Source organism: Lacinutrix sp. WUR7 (assembly GCF_016864015.1).
Lineage (GTDB): Bacteria > Bacteroidota > Bacteroidia > Flavobacteriales > Flavobacteriaceae > Oceanihabitans.
Genome location: NZ_CP045067.1, coordinates 1015441 through 1036469, shown reverse-complemented (window position 1 = coordinate 1036469; position 21029 = coordinate 1015441). Strand labels below are relative to the sequence as shown.

The following is a 21029-nucleotide window of genomic DNA, read 5'->3' as shown; positions in this document are numbered from 1 at the left end:
CACGTTAATTTTTTATTAAATATGAATATCTTTTCAGAAATAAAACAAATTCAAAAATTTATAGCCCAATTAAAGCTTAAAAACCAAACTATTGGTTTTGTGCCAACTATGGGAGCCTTGCACCAAGGTCATTTGTCTTTAGTAGCGGAGGCGCTAGCTAATAATGATGTTGCTGTAGTTAGTGTTTTTGTTAATCCGACACAGTTTGATAATGCCGAAGATTTAAAAAAATACCCAAGAACTTTAGAAAAAGATGCCGATTTATTAAAAACGTTGTCTAAAGATATTATAATATATGCACCTTCTGTAAGTGACATCTATGAAAACAACGTAGTAGCCCAACATTTTAGTTTTGATGGTCTAGAGCACGAAATGGAAGGTAAATTTAGAGATGGACATTTTGATGGTGTGGGTACTATTGTAAAACGTTTATTTGAAATTATAACACCAGATAATGCTTATTTTGGAGAAAAGGATTTTCAGCAATTAGCTATTATAAAAAAACTGGTAGAGAAGTATGACATTCCTGTGAAGATAACAGGGTGTGAAATACATAGAGAATCTAATGGTTTAGCTATGAGTTCTAGAAATACAAGGCTAAAACCCGTGTATAAAGCTGCGGCTCCTTTTATTTATAAAACATTACAAACGGCTAAAGATAAGTTTGGCACAAAAAGTGCTAATAAAGTTACAGAATGGGTTTACAAAGAGTTTGCTAAACATGAATTATTAAAGTTAGAATACTTTATTATGGCAGACGTAAAGACATTAAAAACAGTAAAAAGAAAATCAAATAAAAAAAACTATAGAGCGTTTATTGCTGTCTATGCAGATGACATTAGATTAATAGACAATATCGCACTGAAGTAATTTGAATTTTTTGTTGTGTAGCGAAAATTATAGATTTTTTAATTCGATGAAGCCTTTTTTAAAAGCATAGCATTAGTTAAGGTTGAAAAAAAGTCAAAGTCAAATTAAAATAGGATAAATTTGCAGCAAAAAGAAAAAGTTTAAATCACTTCACTTAATTAATTATCTTTGCCACATGCAAATACAAGTAGTAAAATCTAAAATTCACCGAGTAAAAGTTACCGGAGCAGACCTTAATTATATTGGTAGTATAACTATTGATGAAGATTTAATGGATGCCGCGAACATTATTCAAGGTGAAAAAGTGCAAATTGTAAATAATAACAATGGCGCTCGTTTAGAAACGTATGCCATTCCAGGGCCAAGAAATTCTGGTGAAATCACATTAAACGGGGCTGCCGCAAGGTTAGTATCTCCAGGAGATGTGCTTATTTTAATTACCTATGCTTTTATGAAACTTAAAAAAGCAAAAACATTTAAGCCGGCGTTGGTTTTCCCAGATGAGGCAACCAACCTTTTAAAATAAAGTAATAAAACAATAGTATTATAGATGAACTCTCAATTTATTGAGGGTTTTTTTATTGTTTTTTCTAATTTAAAAACAGAAAAAAATAATTTGTAACTTGCATTTTCAATTCTCAAATACTTAATAAATGAAAGCATTAATCTACGCGATAGTTTTACTTTTTACATTTCAATTTTCTAACGCTCAAGTACAATACGAAACTTTCGATTCGCAAAAATTGAATGATACTCGTGAAATAAAAATTCAATTACCAAGAGGTTATGATGAAAACACCAATAAAAGCTATCCGTTAATTATAGTTTTTGATGGGGATTATATGTTTGAAATAGTAGCGGGTAATGTCGATTATTATTCCTATTGGGAAAACATGCCAGAAGCAATAGTTGTTGGTGTTAATCAATTAGATAAACGAAGAGATGATACTAATTATTCAGAACAAAGTTCTTTGCCAGTAGATTCTGGAGCAGATTTTTTTGAATTTGTAGGCATGGAACTCGTTCCGCATTTAGAAAAAAAGTACAGAACAGAAAACTTTAAAGTTGCTATTGGTCATGGGGAAACAGCAAATTTTATTAACTATTTTATGTTGAAACCATTGCCTTTGTTTCAAGCGTATATTAGTATAAGTCCAGATTTAGCACCAGATATGGCTACGTATATTCCGGAAAGATTAAAAGGATTTGAAACAAAACTCTTTTATTATTTAGCAACATCTACTAATGACGTAAAATCTATAAAAGCTAAAACGGAAGCCTTAAACACTAATATTAAAGCATTAGATAATAAAAATGTGCTTTATAATTTTGATGTTTTTGAAGGACCTTCCCATTATGCATTACCAGCACATGCCATCCCAAAAGCGCTAGAAAGTATTTTTTTAGTTTTTCAGCCAATTAGTAAAAAAGAATACAAAGAGACTATTCTTAAATTAGAGGGATCTCCAGTGACTTATTTGTTAGATAAATACCAAACTATTGAAGATTTATTCGGAATAAAAAAACAAATATTGGTGAATGATTTTAAAGCGATATCTGCAGCAATAAATAAAAATGAACAATACATTTATTACGAAGAATTAGGGAAATTAGCACGTAAGCAATATCCAGAAACCATGTTAGGAAACTATTATCTAGCACGTTTTTATGAAGAAACGAATGAGCCTAAAAAAGCCATGAAAACCTACCAGTCAGCATTTATGTTAGAAGAAATAGCTGGCCTAACTAAGGATTTAATGTTGGAGAAATCAGACGAGATTAAAGCAGATTTTGGCTATTAAATAGCATTCAGGCTTTTAGAAATCTGGAAGGTTTTACACAAGAATAATTGTATCAGTAATTAAAAAAGTTTCCGTTTTCACGGAAGGTAAACATGGCTAAAGTAAAAACAACTTTTTTTTGTCAGAACTGTGGATCGCAATACGCAAAATGGCAAGGACAATGTACTTCTTGTAAAGAGTGGAACACGATAGTAGAAGAGGTAATTCAAAAACCAGAAAAAAGCGACTGGAAAACACCAACTTCGACAAAAAAGCGTGTTTCAAAGCCGTTAACTATTAATGCTATAGATGCATCAGAAGATGCAAGGTTAGACACGCAAGATGGCGAGTTTAATCGCGTGCTTGGTGGCGGAATTGTACCCGGATCTTTAATCCTTTTAGGAGGAGAACCAGGAATAGGTAAAAGTACTTTATTGCTTCAAATAGCATTAAAACTGCCATATAAAACCTTATATGTTTCTGGTGAAGAAAGCCAAAAACAAATAAAAATGCGAGCAGAACGTATACATGCGAATAATGATACCTGCTTTATTCTTACCGAAACAAAAACCCAAAATATCTTTAAGCAAATTGAAGCGCTAGAGCCCGATATTGTGGTTATAGATTCTATACAAACCTTACATAGTGATTATATAGAATCGTCTAGCGGAAGTATTTCTCAAATTAAAGAATGTACTACAGAACTCATTAAATTTGCAAAAGAAACAGCAACTCCAGTGCTATTAATTGGTCATATTACAAAAGATGGAAACATTGCAGGACCAAAAATATTAGAGCACATGGTAGATACTGTACTTCAGTTTGAAGGAGATAGAAACCATCTTTTCAGAATTCTTCGTGCCAATAAAAACCGTTTTGGTTCTACTAATGAAATTGGTATTTATGAAATGCAAGGTTCTGGTTTAAAAGAAGTTTCTAACCCGAGTGAAATATTAATCTCTAAAAAAGATGAAGACTTGTCTGGTAACGCTGTTGCTTCTACTATTGAAGGATTAAGACCACTTATGATAGAAGTGCAAGCATTAGTTAGTACCGCAGTTTATGGTACGCCACAACGAAGTGCCACCGGATTTAATGCGAAAAGATTAAATATGCTGTTAGCAGTTTTAGAAAAACGAGCTGGTTTTCTCCTTGGTGCAAAAGATGTATTTTTAAATATTACAGGAGGAATATCTGTAGATGATCCAGCAATAGATTTGGCTGTTGTAGCTGCAATTTTATCTTCTAATGAAGATGAAGCACTACCAAAAAATTATTGCTTTGCCGCAGAGGTTGGCTTGTCTGGAGAAATTCGTCCCGTACAACGTGTGGAACAACGTATTCTGGAAGCCGAAAAATTAGGATTTTCTACCATATTTGTGTCTAAATACAATAAAATAGCACTTAAAAATCTAACAATAAAAATTCAATTAATATCTACGGTTGAGGAATTGGTAGCATTTATCCTATAGTATTCTTTTCTAAACGTTTTTAAATCCTATTTGCTAAGTAAGAGTTGCGTAAAACAAAGGCAATGATTAATAATAGTGCTGTTACTCTATTATAGTAACTTATGAAGTAAGTTTAAGAAGTATATCACGACAAAAATCACTAAAATATAAATAAAAGATAGTTATTTAATAAGACATTAGTAAAGCAAAACTACCATAGACTTCCTTTGAAGTTTATGGTAGTTTTTTTAGTCTAGTACTTTTCTTAAAAGTATAAAACTAATTAACCTATAATAAAGACCACTCGTCGATACTTTTCCGTTTTTCACCGATAAAGAATTTCTTTAAAGCGGGTATGAACTACCTTTGTTGCATCTATAAAGGTTTTCTTATTGTTTATTGAAGATTAGATTAGATGAAACCCAAATTTTAAATTAACGATGAAACTACTTAATTCTGCTAAATATAGCAGGCTATTATTTTTTGTAATATTTTTAATAGCTTTTCAACAAGGATATTCCCAGTGCACTCCATCAGGAATGTTTGATTATAACAATTTTAATATCAGCAATGTGCAAGTGTTGGGGGATGATGCTAGCCAAATTAATAATTACACCGGTTTAGATAATGCTACATATTCCGATTACACGGCACAATCTGTAACGGTAACAGCAGGAAGTACATATAGTATTAATGTAAGTCATATTAAAGAGAATTGGGGGAATTTAAAAGTGGTTATGTGGATAGACTATCAGGGAGATGGTAGTTATGTAGAGGTTTATAATTCTGGTAATTATAATAATAATGGAGCTACTACAGATACAACAAATGCTTCTATTGCTATAAGTGGTTCCGCTCTTCCTGGAACAGCAGTGTTAAGAATTGCTGCTTCTTATTGTTCAAATTGTGGTGGTGGTGCAAGTGTTAGTGCAGATAGTTGTACGTATACTGGTAGAGCAGAAGTAGAAGATTATACATTAAATATCAATCAAGTAGCAGTCACACCATTAGTTAGTGATGATGAATTAAATGTTTTAAAAAATAGTGTATCAGGTGTTGATAATCAGATAAATGTAGCATCCAATGATTATATTGGTACAACAGGAGGAGATGGTGAAGATTATAGTTTGTTAACAACATCTTCCAATGGAACGGTAACCGAAATTTCGGATGGTGTTTTTGAATATATTCCAAATAATGAATTTTTAGGAGAAGATAGTTTTACCTATACGATATGTAATAGTATAAATCAATGTGAAACTGGAGTAGTTACTGTTTATGTTGGTTCTGGAGCCTGTGCGCCTATAAGTGATTCGCAAGGAACGCATTATATAACCAATGTGTTACTAGTAGGAGATACTACTACCATAAATAATACCTCTGGAGATGATGGAGGTTATGGGAATTATATAGGTACACAAAGTGCCGATTTAACTAGAGGTTCTACATACCCAATAGAGCTTTCTGTTTCAGACAATATGGCGTCTCAAAATAGATCTGGTTGGACGGTTTATATGGATTTAAATAGAGATGGTAATATTACAATTGCTGAAGAGGTTTGGAATTCAATGAACGTAAATCCTGTAGGAAGTGGTGAAGATCAATCGTTGTCTAATACAGATAATACTTTTAACCCAGGTTCTATAACTATACCAGCAACAGCGGGGTTAGGTAAAACTATTTTACGTATTGGAGTAAGACAATATTGGCATTCCGATAATCCTTGTGGAACAACATCTGCTAATCCGGAAGAATTTGAAGATTATATTGTAGACATAAAAAATGATGCTGTTTCTCAAGACCTAGATGTGTATGGTAATGGTCTTAATATTATTTCTGGAACAACCACAACAACCACAGAAAACTATACAAACTATAATGTATACGATATTAACTCTGGGGCAGTAACAAGAACATTTATTATAGAAAATACAGGTGTAGCCAATTTAATATTGCAATCTCCTTATGTAAGTCTATCTGGTAATGCTGCATTTACTGTGCAAAATCAACCAGACATTACTACATTAAACCCTAATCAATCTACTACATTCACAATCGCTTTTGACCCAAACGTAGTTGGAACATTCGCATCTACAGTATCTGTACATTCTAATGATCCAGATGAAAACCCTTTTACTTTTGCAATAGAAGGAGAAGGTGCACAAACTTTTCCAGATACAGATGGAGATGGTGTACCAGATAATGTTGATATTGATGATGATAACGATGGGTTAACAGATACTTATGAATCTATAACTTGTGCTAGTTATCCTAATGCTACAACTACAGATCTTGTTTTTTTAAATGAAACCTTTGGAGCTGGAACTAATAGAATTCAAATTAATGGTAATTACGCAGGAGCAACTACTACCTATTGTTATGAAGATGGTACAGGTTCTTGTCCAGCAACTTATAACCCAACAAGTGTAAATGACGGAGATTATACTGTACACCATACTATTACTAATGGAGATGGCGTTACAGGCGATATTAATGTAGATATTTCAGATTGGGCAGAGGGTTATTGGTATACAGGAGGAGATCATACAGCAGGAGATGAAAATGGTAGAATGGCTATTTTTAATGCAGCAGAAGATCCAGGTATTTTTTATAGTCAAGATATCATAGGAGTAACAACTGGAGTACCAATACAATTTGGGTTTTATGCTATAAATATAGATCGTACAGATGCTCCAGGTCTAAATGATAGAAATAAGCCGGAAGTTACTATAACTATTTATGATAATGTTGGTAATGAAATAGCGTCAGAAACATCTGGTTTAATTCCAGCAACAAGCCCAGCTGGAGATTGGGTAGAGGTTTCTGCAAGTTTTATTAGCCCAGTTTCTCAATTTAAAGTAGTATTAACAAACTCGCAATTAGGGGGACAAGGAAATGATTTAGCAATTGATGATATTTTTGTAAAACAAACACTTTGTGATTTAGATGGAGATGGTGTTGCAGATGTTATTGATTTAGATAATGACAATGATGGAATTCCTAACGTAGTAGAGTTGGGTTATGTTGATGATAATTTTGACGCTACAGTCTACAATGACGCTACTAACGTTTGGGTAGATGCTAACGGAAATGGAATGCACGATGCCTATGAAGGTTTAACCGCTTTAGATTCTGATGGTGATGGCGTACCTAATCATATCGATTTAGATAGTGATAACGATGGTGTTTTTGACAACGTAGAATATAACGGATTTGGTGATATAGATGTAAATGGAGACGGAGTAGGAAACGGTTCAGATTATCAAGATACTTTGGTCGATGATACAGAAGACGATCAAGATGGAGATGGTATCTTATCAGCAATAGATGACAATGATAATGATACCGATGGAGATTCTGATACAGACCATGGTACCTTTAGTTATAATGTGCCTATAGATACAGATGGAGATGGTATTCCAGATTATTTAGATATAGATAGTAATGACGCTACTAATGATCCTTCTAATGGAACAGATATTAGTGAAACTATATACGCAGGGTTAGATGCAAATAATGACGGAATTATTGATGGTAATACAGATGCCGATGCAGATGGATTATTAGATGCTTTTGATACAGATGATGTGAATTTTGGTTCTCCAAGAGATTTAGATAAGTCGTATAGTCTTTTCTTTGACGGAAGAAATGATTACGTAGAAGATGATAATGTTATCTCTAGCGGAAACGCAACAATCATGGCTTGGATAAAATCGGAAGGAGATAATACATTAAATACAAATAGAATTGTTGCAGGTCAAAATAAATTTTATTTAGTAGTTAATGATTTGAATAATTCGGTAACAGTAATGCTAAATGGTCGTGCTGTTTTAACATCTACAGATTTAGTTGTAGATGCTATTTGGACACATGTAGCAGCAACTACAAACGGAAGCGAAACCATACTTTATGTAAATGGGGAAGCACAAGGATCTCCTTTAAGTTCTGGAGGTGTTAATGCAGATACATCTAATTTTACAATAGGAAGACTTGCAGATACAGACTTAAATTATTTTCATGGAGAAATAGACGAAGTAAGAGTCTTTAATAGCAGCCTTACGGAAACAGAAATTCAAAGAACCGTATATCAAGAATTAGAAGAAACCGAAAATTTTAACCAAGGAAAAATAATTCCAAAAGATATTTCTGAAAATTTTATAGGAGCAAATTTAATTCGTTATTACAAAATGGATAGCTTTAAAGATGATATTACAGATGATAAAGTTACACCAAGTATAGATCAATATACAGGAGCTAAGCTTTATAATATCAAGAGAATTTACTTTCAAACGGCGCCACTGCCATACAAAACAATTCAAGATGGTTTATGGACCGCTCAAGAAAATTGGGAACATGGGAACGTTTGGGATATTGATGTTGTAGCAAATAATAAGGACTGGAGTATTGTTGATATTCGTAATAATATTTCTACACTAGCATCACACACAAACTTAGGATTGTTAGTTAAAGACAAAAAAAGGTTTACAGTCAATGAGGATAATTATATTAATAATTCATGGTATTTAGAACTTCATGGTACTATTGATTTATTAGAAGACTCACAGCTGGTGCAAACAGATAGCAGCGATTTAGTTACAGATATTGACGGTGAAATATTAAGACGTCAAGAAGGTGCATCTAGTTATTATTGGTATAACTATTGGGGTTCTCCTGTCGGAAATACAGAAGCAACAGCCTTGACGAACAATAATAGTACTTCTAACAATGAAAATAATACACCTTTTAAAATCAGTATGTTAAAGGATGATGCAGGAGATGCTATGGTATTTACTAGTTCTAACCACCAAACCGGAAAGTTAAGTTCTCGTTGGATGTATACGTATGAGAATGGAGTAACTTATTATGATTACCAAACATTAACAACAAATACAAATATAAATTCTGGAGTAGGTTATATTCATAAAGGAGTTGGGGCTGAACAAGGATATATTTTTAAAGGGAAACCAAATAATGGAACCATAAAAGTAAGTGTTTCCGATATTGGAGGTTCAGGATCTGTATCAGGAGTGTCAAAAACGGAATATCTTTTAGGTAATCCTTATGCATCTGCAATAGACGTTTATAAGTTTATAGATGATAATGCCGCTGTTCTAGAAGGAAGTATCCAACTATGGCAACAATGGGCAGGAACTTCTCATGTAACCACAGAATATGAAGGTGGTTATGCACAAGTAAATAAAACAGGATCTGTACGCGCATATCAATTTGTAGGAGGCGAAGGTGCAAATAATGGTTCGTTAGACGGAACCAAAACACCATCAAGATATTTGGCAGTTGCACAGGGTTTTATGGCAGAAATAAAGAATAGCGGATCTGTAGTTTTTAATAATAGCCAACGGGTTTTTATAAAAGAAGCAGATGCAGATGGATCTTCATCTAATGGGTCTGTGTTTTTTAGAACAACAGAAGATGTTTCATCTACAACTACTATGGGTAAAATAAGATTAGAGTTTAATGCTCTAGATGGTCAAGAAACGCGAAGAGAATTATTATTAGGTTTTAGTGATGCAACCACAGATGCTTATGATTATGGTTACGAAGCTAAAAATACAGATGAGAATCATGATGATTTAAGTCTGTTATTAGATGGTGAGAATATGTCTATACAATCGTACGGAGAAATAACACCTGAAAAAGTTATACCATTAGCATTAAAAACATCTGGAAATAACAGTTATAATATCAAAATTACAGAAACAGAAAATATAGCGGAAGGTCAAGAAATCTATTTAAGAGACAACTTAAATGATATATACTATAATTTAAATCAAGATGAAGGGTATACCTTTTTAGCAGATGAGGGAGAGTTTAATGAACGTTTTAAAATTGTATTTACAAATCAAAGCTTGAGTATCGATGAGGTAACTGCAAATAATAATGTAGTACTTTACTTTAATTCCAATCAGAATCTGTTATACGCGAAACAACTTAATGATGATGTTAAATCATTAGTTGTACATAATATGTTAGGTCAAAGTGTCTATGCTAAAGAAGGTGTTAAAGCTTCCGACTTAGAAAATGGAATCCGATTAGAAAACACCAGTACAGGAGTGTACTTAGTTACTCTAAAAACGAAGAGTAATTCCGCAATAACTAAAAAAATCATAATTCAATAAACCTTATTAATCTACACTTTAATGAAAAGAACTTTACTCTTTTTAATGCTATTATGCGCTTGCTTTATGTATGCGCAAGGACCAATGACACCACTGAATTCTTCGGTAACTAGTGGTTCCGATTGGACAACAACAAATCTTACTGCCGATTTTGCTTTTAACTTTCCTTGGGAAATAACCTATGCGCCAGACGGAAACTTATGGTTAACAGAACGTGTAGGTGAAAAAATTGTTAGAATAGGAACTTCAGGTGGTACAATTACTACCATGATCGATTTAAATAGTAAAATTGAAAACTCAAAACAAGGAGGTTTAATGGGTATGGCTATTCATCCTGCTCTATATACTAATCCAGCAACTACTACAAACAATTATGTTTATGTAGCATACACATATAATGATGGTGGATTAAAATTAAGAATCGCTAGGTTAGTTTATAATAATGCTTCAGGAACTTTAACAGAAGATACATCTTTGGATGCTAATGGAACTTTATTAGAAGGATTGCCAGGAAGTGCAGATCATAATTCAGGACGTTTAATATTTGGCCCAGATTCTAAATTGTATTACACCATTGGAGATCAAGGAGCAAATCAATTTGATTATTCTTGTAATCCAAATTTAGCGCAAGTCTTACCATCAACTGCAACAGATTATGATAATTATCCAGGTAAAACGTTACGTATTAATTTAGATGGTTCAATACCTTCAGACAATCCTGTTTTAAGTAATGTGCAAAGTCACGTTTACACTTACGGACACAGAAATGCGCAAGGAATTATTTTTGCTCAAGATGGTACGTTGTATAATTCAGAACATGGAGCAAAAGTGGATGATGAAATAAATGTCGTTGAAAGTGGTAAAAATTATGGATGGCCAGAAATTGCAGGATACTATGATAATATGGCGTATAGCTATTGCAACTGGTCTTCTTTAGGTAGTGCTTGTAATGCAGGAGATTTTAGTGATCATAACTGTCCGTCAGGAGCAGATACTGCAACAGAATATGAGTCATATCCAACAGCAGGAGATGTACCTGCAAATTTTCAACCACCAATAGGAACCTATGGGGGTACCGTATCAACAGATCCTCCTGGAGGATGGTTCACATGGCCAAGTGTAGCGCCTTCAAGTATTGATATACATGAGGCTGGAAATATTCCAGGTTGGGGACGTTCGTTATTAGTGCCAACTCTAAAAAAAGGAACTATTTATAGAGCGAAACTAACGCCTGACGGAAATGATATTGTAGGAGATGATGATCCAGGATCTATTGATGGATATGAAGAATTTCACTCTTCCAATGATAGATATAGAGACGTTGCAATTTCTCCAGATGGATTAACAATTTATGCAGTTACAGATAATAGTGGAGGGACTTCTGGTCCATCTTCAGGTTCTGGTGTTTCTATTGAAAATGGTGGAACAATCGTTAAAATTACATACGTTGGTGCTTTAGTTTCTAATCCACCTGCAGCAATTTGTCAAGATATAACAGTTACTTTAGATCCTGACGGAAACGTAACTATTATTGCTGCAGATATAGATAATAATTCAACAGGCGGAAGCGCAGGAATGGATACTATGGTGATAGATAATGATACTTTTGATTGTTCTCATGTTGGAACCCCTCAAACAGTTTGGTTAACAGTAACAGATAATAATGGTAATGAAAGTAGATGTACGTCTACAATAACAGTGCAGCCTAATGCTAGTCCAAATCCTTTTACTGCTCCAGCTTTAGAAGATATTGTGAGTATTTGTGAAGTAACAGTTCAGGCTCCTACATTAATAAATAATGGGTGTGTAGAAGTTACTGCAACAACAGCAGATGCTGTAACATATACATCAGGCCAATCAGGAGTAATTACTTGGACTTTTAATGATGGAATAAATTCGGATACTGCTACGCAAAATGTAACCGTTAATGCATTAACTGTACCAACAAATATCTCGGTTACACCAGGTCCTAATTTCGCAGATATTACTTGGGATAATCTAGAGGACGTAACATTTAATTTAAGATACCGTGAAGTTGGTTCGTCAACTTGGATATATGCAACTTCTGCTATAAACGCAACAACAATAACAGGGTTAAGCTTATTAACAGATTATGAGTTAGAAATAAATAGCGATTGTGGTACATCACAATCTTTATATACAGCAACTACATTTACAACAACCGATATTGCATACTGTGATGCTTTTGGTATTATAAATGGAGATAATCATCATATTACAAAAGTAGTCTTAGAGTCTATAGATAATAGTTCTACTGGATCAACATACACAGACTTCACAAGTGTTTCAACAAATTTAAACGCTTCTAATACCTATACCATTGATATTGATAAATCTATTCCTGGTGACAATTGGAAAACAGCAGGATTTGGAGTGTGGATTGATTATAATGGTGATGGAGATTTTATAGATTCTGGTGAGCTTGTTGCAGGTACAACAGCAGGAGATGATTTATCTCCTTACAACCAACAAACACGTTCGTTTTCGTTTTTCGTACCTTCCAATATTACAACAATTTCAACAAGAATGAGAGTTGCTATGATGCAATATTATACACCTTACGGAAACAATGCTCCTTGTGGTATAGTGAATACAGATAGTAATTCTTCCGAAGTTGAAGATTACACCATTAATCTAATAGGAAGCACATTAACTACTCCAGATAATATCTTGGCAGCCGTTTCGGTGTATCCAAATCCAGTAAAAGATAATGTGGTTGTTAAATTGCCTTCCGCTTTTAATTATCAAGAATTAACGGTAACGTTATTCGATTTACAAGGTCGAGTGATACGTCGTAAAACAGTAACTAATTCACAAAGTGAAATTCGTTTTAACGCTTTAGGAGAACTAAGTAATGGCGTTTATTTTATGAGAATTACAGAAGGAAGTAAGACTTTAATTTCAAAGAAGCTTATTAAAATATAAGTACTTTAAAATACGAAAAAGAAAAGCCTCTGAAATTTCAGAGGCTTTTCTTTTTTATAAACTTAACAAATTCATCGAAATTCATTAATTTCGCAACTCTTAAAAGTAAACGATATAATGAGCACGACATTTCCTGAATATAAAGGACTTAACTTACCAAAAGTTGCAGACGAAATCTTAAGCTATTGGCAAGAAAATAACATCTTCGAAAAAAGTGTAACCACTAGAGAAGGTGCAAAACCTTATGTGTTTTTTGAAGGACCTCCTTCAGCAAACGGATTACCTGGTGTACACCACGTATTAGCTCGTTCTATTAAAGATATTTTTCCGCGTTACAAAACCATGAAAGGTTACCAAGTAAAGCGCAAAGCTGGTTGGGATACCCATGGTTTACCAATTGAGCTTGGTGTTGAAAAAGAACTAGGTATTACTAAAGAAGATATTGGTAAAACAATTTCTGTAGAAGATTACAACGCCGCATGTCGTAAAGCCGTAATGCGTTATACCGATATTTGGCACGACCTTACCAATAAAATGGGGTATTGGGTAAATATGGACGATCCATATATTACGTACGAACCGAAATACATGGAAACGGTTTGGTGGTTGCTTAAAGAGATTTATTCTAAGAACTTGATGTATAAAGGCTATACCATTCAGCCGTATTCGCCAAAAGCAGGAACCGGACTTAGCTCGCATGAGGTGAACCAACCTGGTGCATATCAAGATGTAACAGACACAACCATTGTTGCTCAGTTTAAAGCATTAGAAGAAACATTACCAGATTTTTTACAAAACGAAGGGCATATTTATTTCATGGCTTGGACTACAACACCATGGACATTACCAAGTAATACCGCTTTAACCGTTGGTCCAAAAATAGATTATGTTTTAGTAGAAACGTATAATCAATATACTTTTGAGCCAATAAATGTAGTGTTAGCAAAAGGGTTAGTGAATAAGCAGTTTGCAGGAAAGAATAATGTACAGGTACAAACAAAACCAGAATTATTAGACTATACATCTGGAGATAAAAAAATACCATATTACGTAGTAAAAGAATTTGTAGGGAAAGATTTAGTCGGAATTAAATACGAACAATTATTACCGTATGCCTTACCAAACGATAATCCGCAAGATGCTTTTAGAATTATTGCTGGAGATTTTGTTACGACCGAAGATGGTACAGGAATCGTACATACAGCACCAACTTTTGGAGCAGATGATGCATTAGTTGCTAAGCAAGCAACACCAGAAATTCCACCGCTATTAGTAAAAGATGAAAATGGCAACTTAGTACCACTTGTAGATTTACAAGGTCGTTTTCGTCCAGAAATGGGTGAATATGCTGGCAAGTATGTGAAAAACGAATATTATAACGATGGTGAAGCTCCAGAACGTTCTATAGATGTGGAGTTAGCGATTAAGTTAAAAGAAGAAAATAGAGCTTTTAAAGTTGAAAAATATAAGCATAGCTATCCACATTGCTGGCGTACAGATAAACCAATTCTATATTATCCATTAGATTCTTGGTTTATTAAAATTACCGATGTAAAAGGTAGAATGCATGAGTTAAACACTACCATTAACTGGAAACCAAAATCGACAGGAGAAGGTCGTTTTGGAAACTGGATTGCAAACGCAAACGATTGGAATTTATCGCGTTCTCGTTACTGGGGAATTCCATTACCAATCTGGAGAACAGAAGATGGTAAAGAAGAAATATGTATAGGTTCTGTTGGAGAATTAAAAGCAGAAATGGCAAAAGCTGTTACCGCTGGCGTTTTAGCAAAAGATATCTATGAAGATTTTGAAGTTGGAAACAACTCCGAAGAAAACTACGCTAAAATAGATTTACATAAGAATATTGTAGATGAAATTGTACTAGTTTCCCCTAGCGGACAACCAATGAAACGTGAAAGCGATTTAATAGATGTTTGGTTCGATTCTGGCTCTATGCCTTATGCACAATGGCATTATCCTTTTGAAAATAAAGAATTAATAGACGAGCATAAAGCATTTCCTGCAGATTTTATTGCGGAAGGAGTAGACCAAACACGTGGTTGGTTTTATACGTTGCATGCTATTGCGACAATGGTATTCGATTCTGTAGCGTATAAAAACGTAGTTTCTAACGGATTGGTTTTAGATAAAAACGGACAAAAAATGTCGAAGCGTTTAGGAAACGCAACAGATCCTTTTGAAACTTTAGCAACCTACGGAGCAGATGCTACACGTTGGTATATGATTTCGAATGCAAATCCGTGGGATAATTTAAAGTTTGATGTTGATGGTATAGAAGAAGTGAAACGTAAATTCTTCGGAACACTATATAACACCTATTCTTTCTTTACTTTATATACAAATATTGATAAATTTAGTTATGCGGAAGCAGATATTCCGTTAAATGAAAGACCAGAAATTGACCGTTGGATTCTTTCCGAATTAAACACTTTAATTCAGAAAGTAGACGATTTCTATGCCGATTACGAACCAACAAAAGCGGCTAGAGCAATTTCAGAATTTACACAAGAATATTTAAGTAACTGGTACGTACGTTTAAGCAGAAGACGTTTCTGGAAAGGCGATTACCAAACCGATAAAATTTCAGCATACCAAACCTTATATACCTGTATGTTAACCATAGCGAAACTTGGCGCTCCAATTGCACCATTTTTTATGGATAAACTTTACCTAGACTTAACAAAAACAACACAAACAGAAACGTTTGAAAGTGTACATTTGGCTGAGTTCCCAAAGAGTAATAAAGCTTTTATAGATACATCTTTAGAGCGTAAAATGGAAGCAGCGCAAACCATTTCATCGTTAGTGTTATCGTTAAGAGCTAAAGAGAAAATTAAAGTACGTCAGCCATTGCAAAAAATTATGATTCCTGTAGATTCTGCGGAACAAAAAGAAGAGATTTTAGCCGTTGCCGATTTAATAAAACATGAAGTAAACATTAAAGACATTGAGCTTTTAGAGGATGCTTCCGATATATTAGTGAAGCAAATAAAGCCTAATTTTAAAACCTTAGGACCTCGTTTTGGTAAGGATATGAAAGCGATTGCTGGAGAAATTCAGAAGTTTACAGCAGAAGACATAAAAAAAATCGAGCAAAACGGTGTTTTAGATGTTGAAGTAAACGAAAAAAGTATTACTTTAGAACTCAGTGATGTGGAAATAACATCACAAGATATTGAAGGTTGGCTTGTAGCAAATGAAGGAAGCTTAACCGTTGCTTTAGATGTTACCATTACCGAAGAATTACGTAAAGAAGGAATTGCTAGAGAACTCGTTAATCGCATTCAAAACTTACGTAAAGATTCTGGGTTTGAAGTTACAGATCGAATAGATGTGAAGATTCAAAAAGATGACCAAATTGTTAAGGCTGTAGAGGCTAATATCGAGTATATTAAAGCCGAAACCTTAACCGAAACGTTAGAGATTGTAGAACAAATAGATAATGGAATAGAAATTGCATTTGATGCTATAAATACCAAATTATTTATTACAAAATATTAAAATTATGTCAGGAGAAATAAGTGTAAGATATAACGATAGCGATTTAGCAGAATTTAAAACGCTAATTCTAGAGAAAATTGAAAAATCAAAACACGATCTAGAGCTTATTAAAAGCGCGTATATGAACGACCTTGGTAATGGTACGGAAGATACTTCGCCAACATTTAAAGCTTTTGATGAAGGTAGTGCTGTTATGAGTAAAGAATCGAACTCCCAACTAGCTATTAGGCAGGAAAAGTTTATTCGCGATTTAAAAAATGCACTTATCAGAATTGAAAATAAAACTTATGGTGTGTGTCGTGTTACCAAAAAACTGATTGCTAAAGAACGTTTAAAATTAGTACCTCATGCGACTTTGAGCATTGAGGCTAAAAACATACAGTAACTTTCCTGCAAAGGCAGGAATCTCATTATAAAGAGATTTTTAACTATACTAAAACGCTTCAATTTCTTTGAGGCGTTTTTATTTATATCACCTTTTATCCTTCCAGACTAACCTGCACCTAGCGTAGTCTAAGTGAAGCATCTTAATGCAATGAAACACAGTATTTACATATTTCTCTTTTGTTTTACCTATATGTTGCATGCGCAAAACATTCACGAAAAAACATTTTCAGAAGGGGATATTTCAACCATTAGTATTAATGGTAAAAATGTATTTAAAATTACTGTGGATACAAAACCGGTGCATGAAATTACAGTACATTCTCGAGTAGAAGGAGAAAATAACGAAAATATCGTTTTAGTCACCGAAACGAAAAACAGCAATTTATATATAGCCGTAAAAAAGCAACCTTTATTTGTAGATGCAAACGATAAGTTAAGTGCGCACAAGGTAATCTCTGTTGAAGTTAATCTAGTGATACCAGAGCATTTAAGTATGGGTATTAATTTATATGAAAGTGATTTAATTGTAAACGGAAATTATAAAAGTGTAAGCGTGAATTCCGATAGTGGTAATTGTTTTTTTAATGCGTTTTATGGGGATGCAAAAATATACACAAGAGATGGAAATATTGCTGTACAAACCAACAAAGCGAATATTATAGCTACTTCTAAAAATGGAGATATTAAACAAGAAGAAATAGATTCTGGGAGTCATGAAATAATAATTAAAACCATAAACGGAAACGTTACAGTATCTAAAAGTCAATAATATTCCTATTTTTGCAACCATTGCTATTAACTGAATGTCACCTTGAGCATAGCCAAGAACAAAATATATTTTGTTTGTAGGTAGCTAGCAAAGCTAGTCGAAAGGTCTTATTTTCAAACTAAATGAATCTTAAAAAATCAATATTACTTATCCTCCTTATTTTACTAATAGATCAAATTAGTAAAGTATATATAAAAACCCATTTTTTATTAGGCGAAAGCGTAGAAGTCTTTGATTGGTTTAAAATTTATTTCATTGAAAATGATGGCATGGCTTGGGGAACTAAGATTAGCGATTTTGTTACTTTTATTAGTGATCGAACAGCCAAAATATCTTTAACCCTTTTTAGAATAGTTGCTATTGTTGGTATTGGTTATTGGCTAGTTACTGCAATTAAAAAACAAAACCCAAATGTACTTATTCTTGCAATTACTTTAATTTTTGCAGGCGCTTTAGGTAATATTATAGACTCTACTTTCTATGGTGTTTTGTTTAGTGATAGTTACCATCAAGTGGCTTCCTTCTTGCCAGAAAGTGGTGTTAACGGACATATATTAGAAGGTAAAGTGGTAGATATGCTTTATTTTCCTTTATGGAAGGGCTACTTGCCAGAATGGCTTCCATTTTATGGAGGTAAATATTTCACTTTTTTCGAACCTGTTTTTAATGTTGCAGATATGGCAATAAGTACAGGATTTATAATGCTTATTGTGTTTAATAAAAAAGCATTTCACAAAGAGTAAATTTTCTACATTTATTTATAATTAATAGAATATTTTCTATATATTGTGTTGTTTTAATGCAATACTATTATGAAAATATATATATTAAGTTTTCTTTTATTCTTTAGTTTTAGGTGTGGTTTTTCGCAGTTACGAGTAAAAACGTACTATGAAAACGCTAAGGATAAAACTGTGTTTTATGCCGATAATAATGAAAACTGTGTTGTTTCTATTAAAATAAAACTGCAATTAGAAAATTTGCATTCTTCCGTAGGTGTAGAGAAAATATTCGTGCTTCCTGCCAATACAAAGCAAATAGAACTAACTACCTTAACTAAAATAGATAAAGACAAGAAGTATAAAGTAAGTGGTTCTACATGGTATAACTACGGAAATCATTTTCAAAAGAAATATGATACCGAGTTTGCATATAGTTTACCCTATCTAAAAGGAGAAAGTTATTGTTTGTATCAAAGCTATAACGGAAGCTTTTCTCATCAAAACAAAAGGCAATTAGATTTTACCATGCCAATTGGAACTAAAATAGTGGCCGCAAGAAAAGGTGTCGTTATTAAAGTGGTAGATAAATTTAATAGACATTGTGGAACAGAAGATTGCGAAAAATTCAATAACTTAATTTATATCTTTCATGAGGATGGCACCATTGCAGAGTACGTACATATTAAAAGACAAGGAGCAAAAGTTAGGGTTGGAGATCAAGTAAAGAAAGGACAAGTTATTGCAGAAAGCGGTAATGTTGGCTGGTCTACTGGTCCGCACTTACATTTCTCAGTGTTTTTGCAAAGACTTGGAGGAGCACGTGAATATGTAAAAACCAAGTTTGAATTAGCAGATGGTTTACAACCTGGCTATTTAGTGGAAAAAGAAAAGTATACTAAAGATTATAACTAAAATCGATACACCTGTTTAGGTGTCACACAATAATCTAAAGCAATATCTCCTTCAAAAACATCCGTAATTACTCTTGCTTCTGCTTCAAAAAAGGAAAGTCCGATTTTAATAGTTCCCGGTTTGCAAGAAGCTAAAAAGGTATCGTAAAACCCTTTACCGTAACCTACTCTGTTTCCGCTGGCATCAAAAGCTAAAAGAGGTATAAATACCACTTCAATGCTTTCCGAGGGAATAGGAATGCCATCTACAGGTTCTGGGATGTTATATTTGTTCTTTTTAATGATGGTGTTATCTGTCAGTAAAAAATTCTTCAGCAATCCTGTTTTAAAATCGCTTTGAGAAAGCACGATGTTTTTATCTTTTCCAGATAGAATGTTTAAAATATAATCGGTATTTACTTCGTGTTGTTCTTCAATACTTAAAAAAATATGGTAAAAAGAAAAGTTCCAAATATCTAATTGCAAGAGTTGATTGGCGATTTCTAAACTGTAATCGTCTAACTGTTGTGCTGTTAATTCTCTGCGTTGCAATCGGTATGCTATTCGTAACTCTGCTTTTGTCATAATAATTCGGTTGAAATATGAAACAATGCATCCCCTTGGTATACAATTGGTAATTCGTTGACATTAATGATATAGCCCGTATTACTTGCTTTTACAAAATGATTAAACTTACCATAAGGATCTGTAATATTACCAAGAACATCTCCTTTTTTAACCATACTATTTATTGGTATGGATGCTTTAAACATACCAGAATATTTTGCTCTAATCCATTTGCTTTCGTTAATAAAAACGCAGCTTGTTTTAGGTTTAGAAACTTTAAATTTGGAAGAAAGCATTTCTAAGCTATGCAGCACACGCTTTATACCATTTACACCATGATTGGCAACATTGTCGTCTATGTGATAAGATTTTCCACCTTCAAAAAGAAGCATTGGTTTACCTAATTTATTACAAGTATGTCTAAAAGATTTGTTGAGGTTTTTAGAATAAACTACAAAAGGAGCACCAAAATTTTCAGCTAAATTATCGAGCGTTTCGCTTCCTTTAATAATTCTAATTTGTGGCGCATTAAAACGTCCGGAACCTCCTGTGTGAAAATCCATAACAAAATCGACTTCCTGTACAATTTCATGTATCAGTTTGTAAGCAACTCTACTTGCTAAAGAACCTTTTAGCGATCCAGGAAAAACTCTATTTAAATCTCTTCCGTCAGGAAAATCTCTAGAAAGATTTATAAACCCAAAAACGTTGATCACCGGAATACAAATAATGGTTCCTTTTTTTGGTTTATTAATTCCTTTAGCAATGATTTGGCGTATAATTTCAACACCATTTACTTCATCACCATGAATTCCTGCAGTTAATAAAACTGTAGGACCAGGTTTTTTTGCACGTTCAATAATTACGGGAACTTCTACAGAGTTAAATGTATGAAGTTTAGCAACATCAAAAGAGATTTCTTTACTTTCTCCAAGTGCTATGGTTTCCCCAAGAATGGTAATGGCTTCTTTATGGTCTGTCATA

Annotated in this window: 13 protein-coding genes; 11 read left to right on the top strand and 2 right to left on the bottom strand. The window is 33.5% G+C overall.

Annotation, left to right across the window (positions count from 1 at the left end; translation table 11 throughout):
* The first annotated feature begins 21 nt into the window (after positions 1-21).
* From panC to FG167_RS04510, 11 genes are all read left to right on the top strand, one after another.
* Positions 22-870, top strand: coding sequence for a pantoate--beta-alanine ligase (gene panC, locus FG167_RS04560; RefSeq protein ID WP_203460241.1), 849 nt, complete (start codon positions 22-24; stop codon positions 868-870).
* Between the two features lie 175 nt (positions 871-1045).
* Positions 1046-1396, top strand: coding sequence for an aspartate 1-decarboxylase (panD, locus tag FG167_RS04555; protein ID WP_203460240.1), 351 nt, complete (start codon positions 1046-1048; stop codon positions 1394-1396).
* Positions 1397-1523: 127 nt separating this feature from the next.
* Positions 1524-2672: an alpha/beta hydrolase gene (locus FG167_RS04550; RefSeq protein WP_203460239.1), complete on the top strand. Its 1149-nt coding sequence runs from the start codon at positions 1524-1526 to the stop codon at positions 2670-2672.
* A 92-nt stretch (positions 2673-2764) separates the two neighbouring features.
* Positions 2765-4123, top strand: coding sequence for a DNA repair protein RadA (radA, locus tag FG167_RS04545; RefSeq protein ID WP_203460238.1), 1359 nt, complete (start codon positions 2765-2767; stop codon positions 4121-4123).
* A gap of 419 nt (positions 4124-4542) precedes the next feature.
* On the top strand, positions 4543-10239 hold the full coding sequence (locus FG167_RS04540; RefSeq protein ID WP_203460237.1) for a LamG-like jellyroll fold domain-containing protein: 5697 nt from the start codon (positions 4543-4545) through the stop codon (positions 10237-10239).
* Between the two features lie 21 nt (positions 10240-10260).
* Positions 10261-13185 (top strand): PQQ-dependent sugar dehydrogenase, encoded by a 2925-nt coding sequence (locus FG167_RS04535; protein WP_203460236.1) that lies wholly within the window; start codon positions 10261-10263, stop codon positions 13183-13185.
* A gap of 117 nt (positions 13186-13302) precedes the next feature.
* Entirely contained in the window at positions 13303-16710 is a 3408-nt protein-coding gene (gene ileS, locus FG167_RS04530) for an isoleucine--tRNA ligase (RefSeq protein WP_203460235.1), read from the top strand.
* Positions 16711-16714: 4 nt separating this feature from the next.
* Positions 16715-17095 (top strand): TraR/DksA C4-type zinc finger protein, encoded by a 381-nt coding sequence (locus FG167_RS04525; protein WP_203460234.1) that lies wholly within the window; start codon positions 16715-16717, stop codon positions 17093-17095.
* A gap of 150 nt (positions 17096-17245) precedes the next feature.
* On the top strand, positions 17246-17866 hold the full coding sequence (locus tag FG167_RS04520) for a hypothetical protein (protein WP_203460233.1): 621 nt from the start codon (positions 17246-17248) through the stop codon (positions 17864-17866).
* Between the two features lie 122 nt (positions 17867-17988).
* Positions 17989-18609 (top strand): lipoprotein signal peptidase, encoded by a 621-nt coding sequence (locus tag FG167_RS04515; protein WP_203460232.1) that lies wholly within the window; start codon positions 17989-17991, stop codon positions 18607-18609.
* Between the two features lie 69 nt (positions 18610-18678).
* On the top strand, positions 18679-19500 hold the full coding sequence (locus FG167_RS04510) for a M23 family metallopeptidase (protein ID WP_203460231.1): 822 nt from the start codon (positions 18679-18681) through the stop codon (positions 19498-19500).
* Here FG167_RS04510 and FG167_RS04505 read toward each other — a convergent pair.
* Positions 19497-20063 carry a 5-formyltetrahydrofolate cyclo-ligase gene (locus tag FG167_RS04505; protein ID WP_203460230.1) on the bottom strand — a complete coding sequence of 189 codons (567 nt, stop codon included), beginning with the start codon at positions 20061-20063 and terminating at the stop codon, positions 19497-19499. The genes FG167_RS04510 and FG167_RS04505 overlap by 4 nt on opposite strands.
* Entirely contained in the window at positions 20060-21028 is a 969-nt protein-coding gene (locus tag FG167_RS04500) for a succinylglutamate desuccinylase/aspartoacylase family protein (RefSeq protein WP_203460229.1), read from the bottom strand. Before FG167_RS04500 ends, FG167_RS04505 begins: the two co-directional genes overlap by 4 nt.
* Position 21029: the final 1 nt, after the last annotated feature.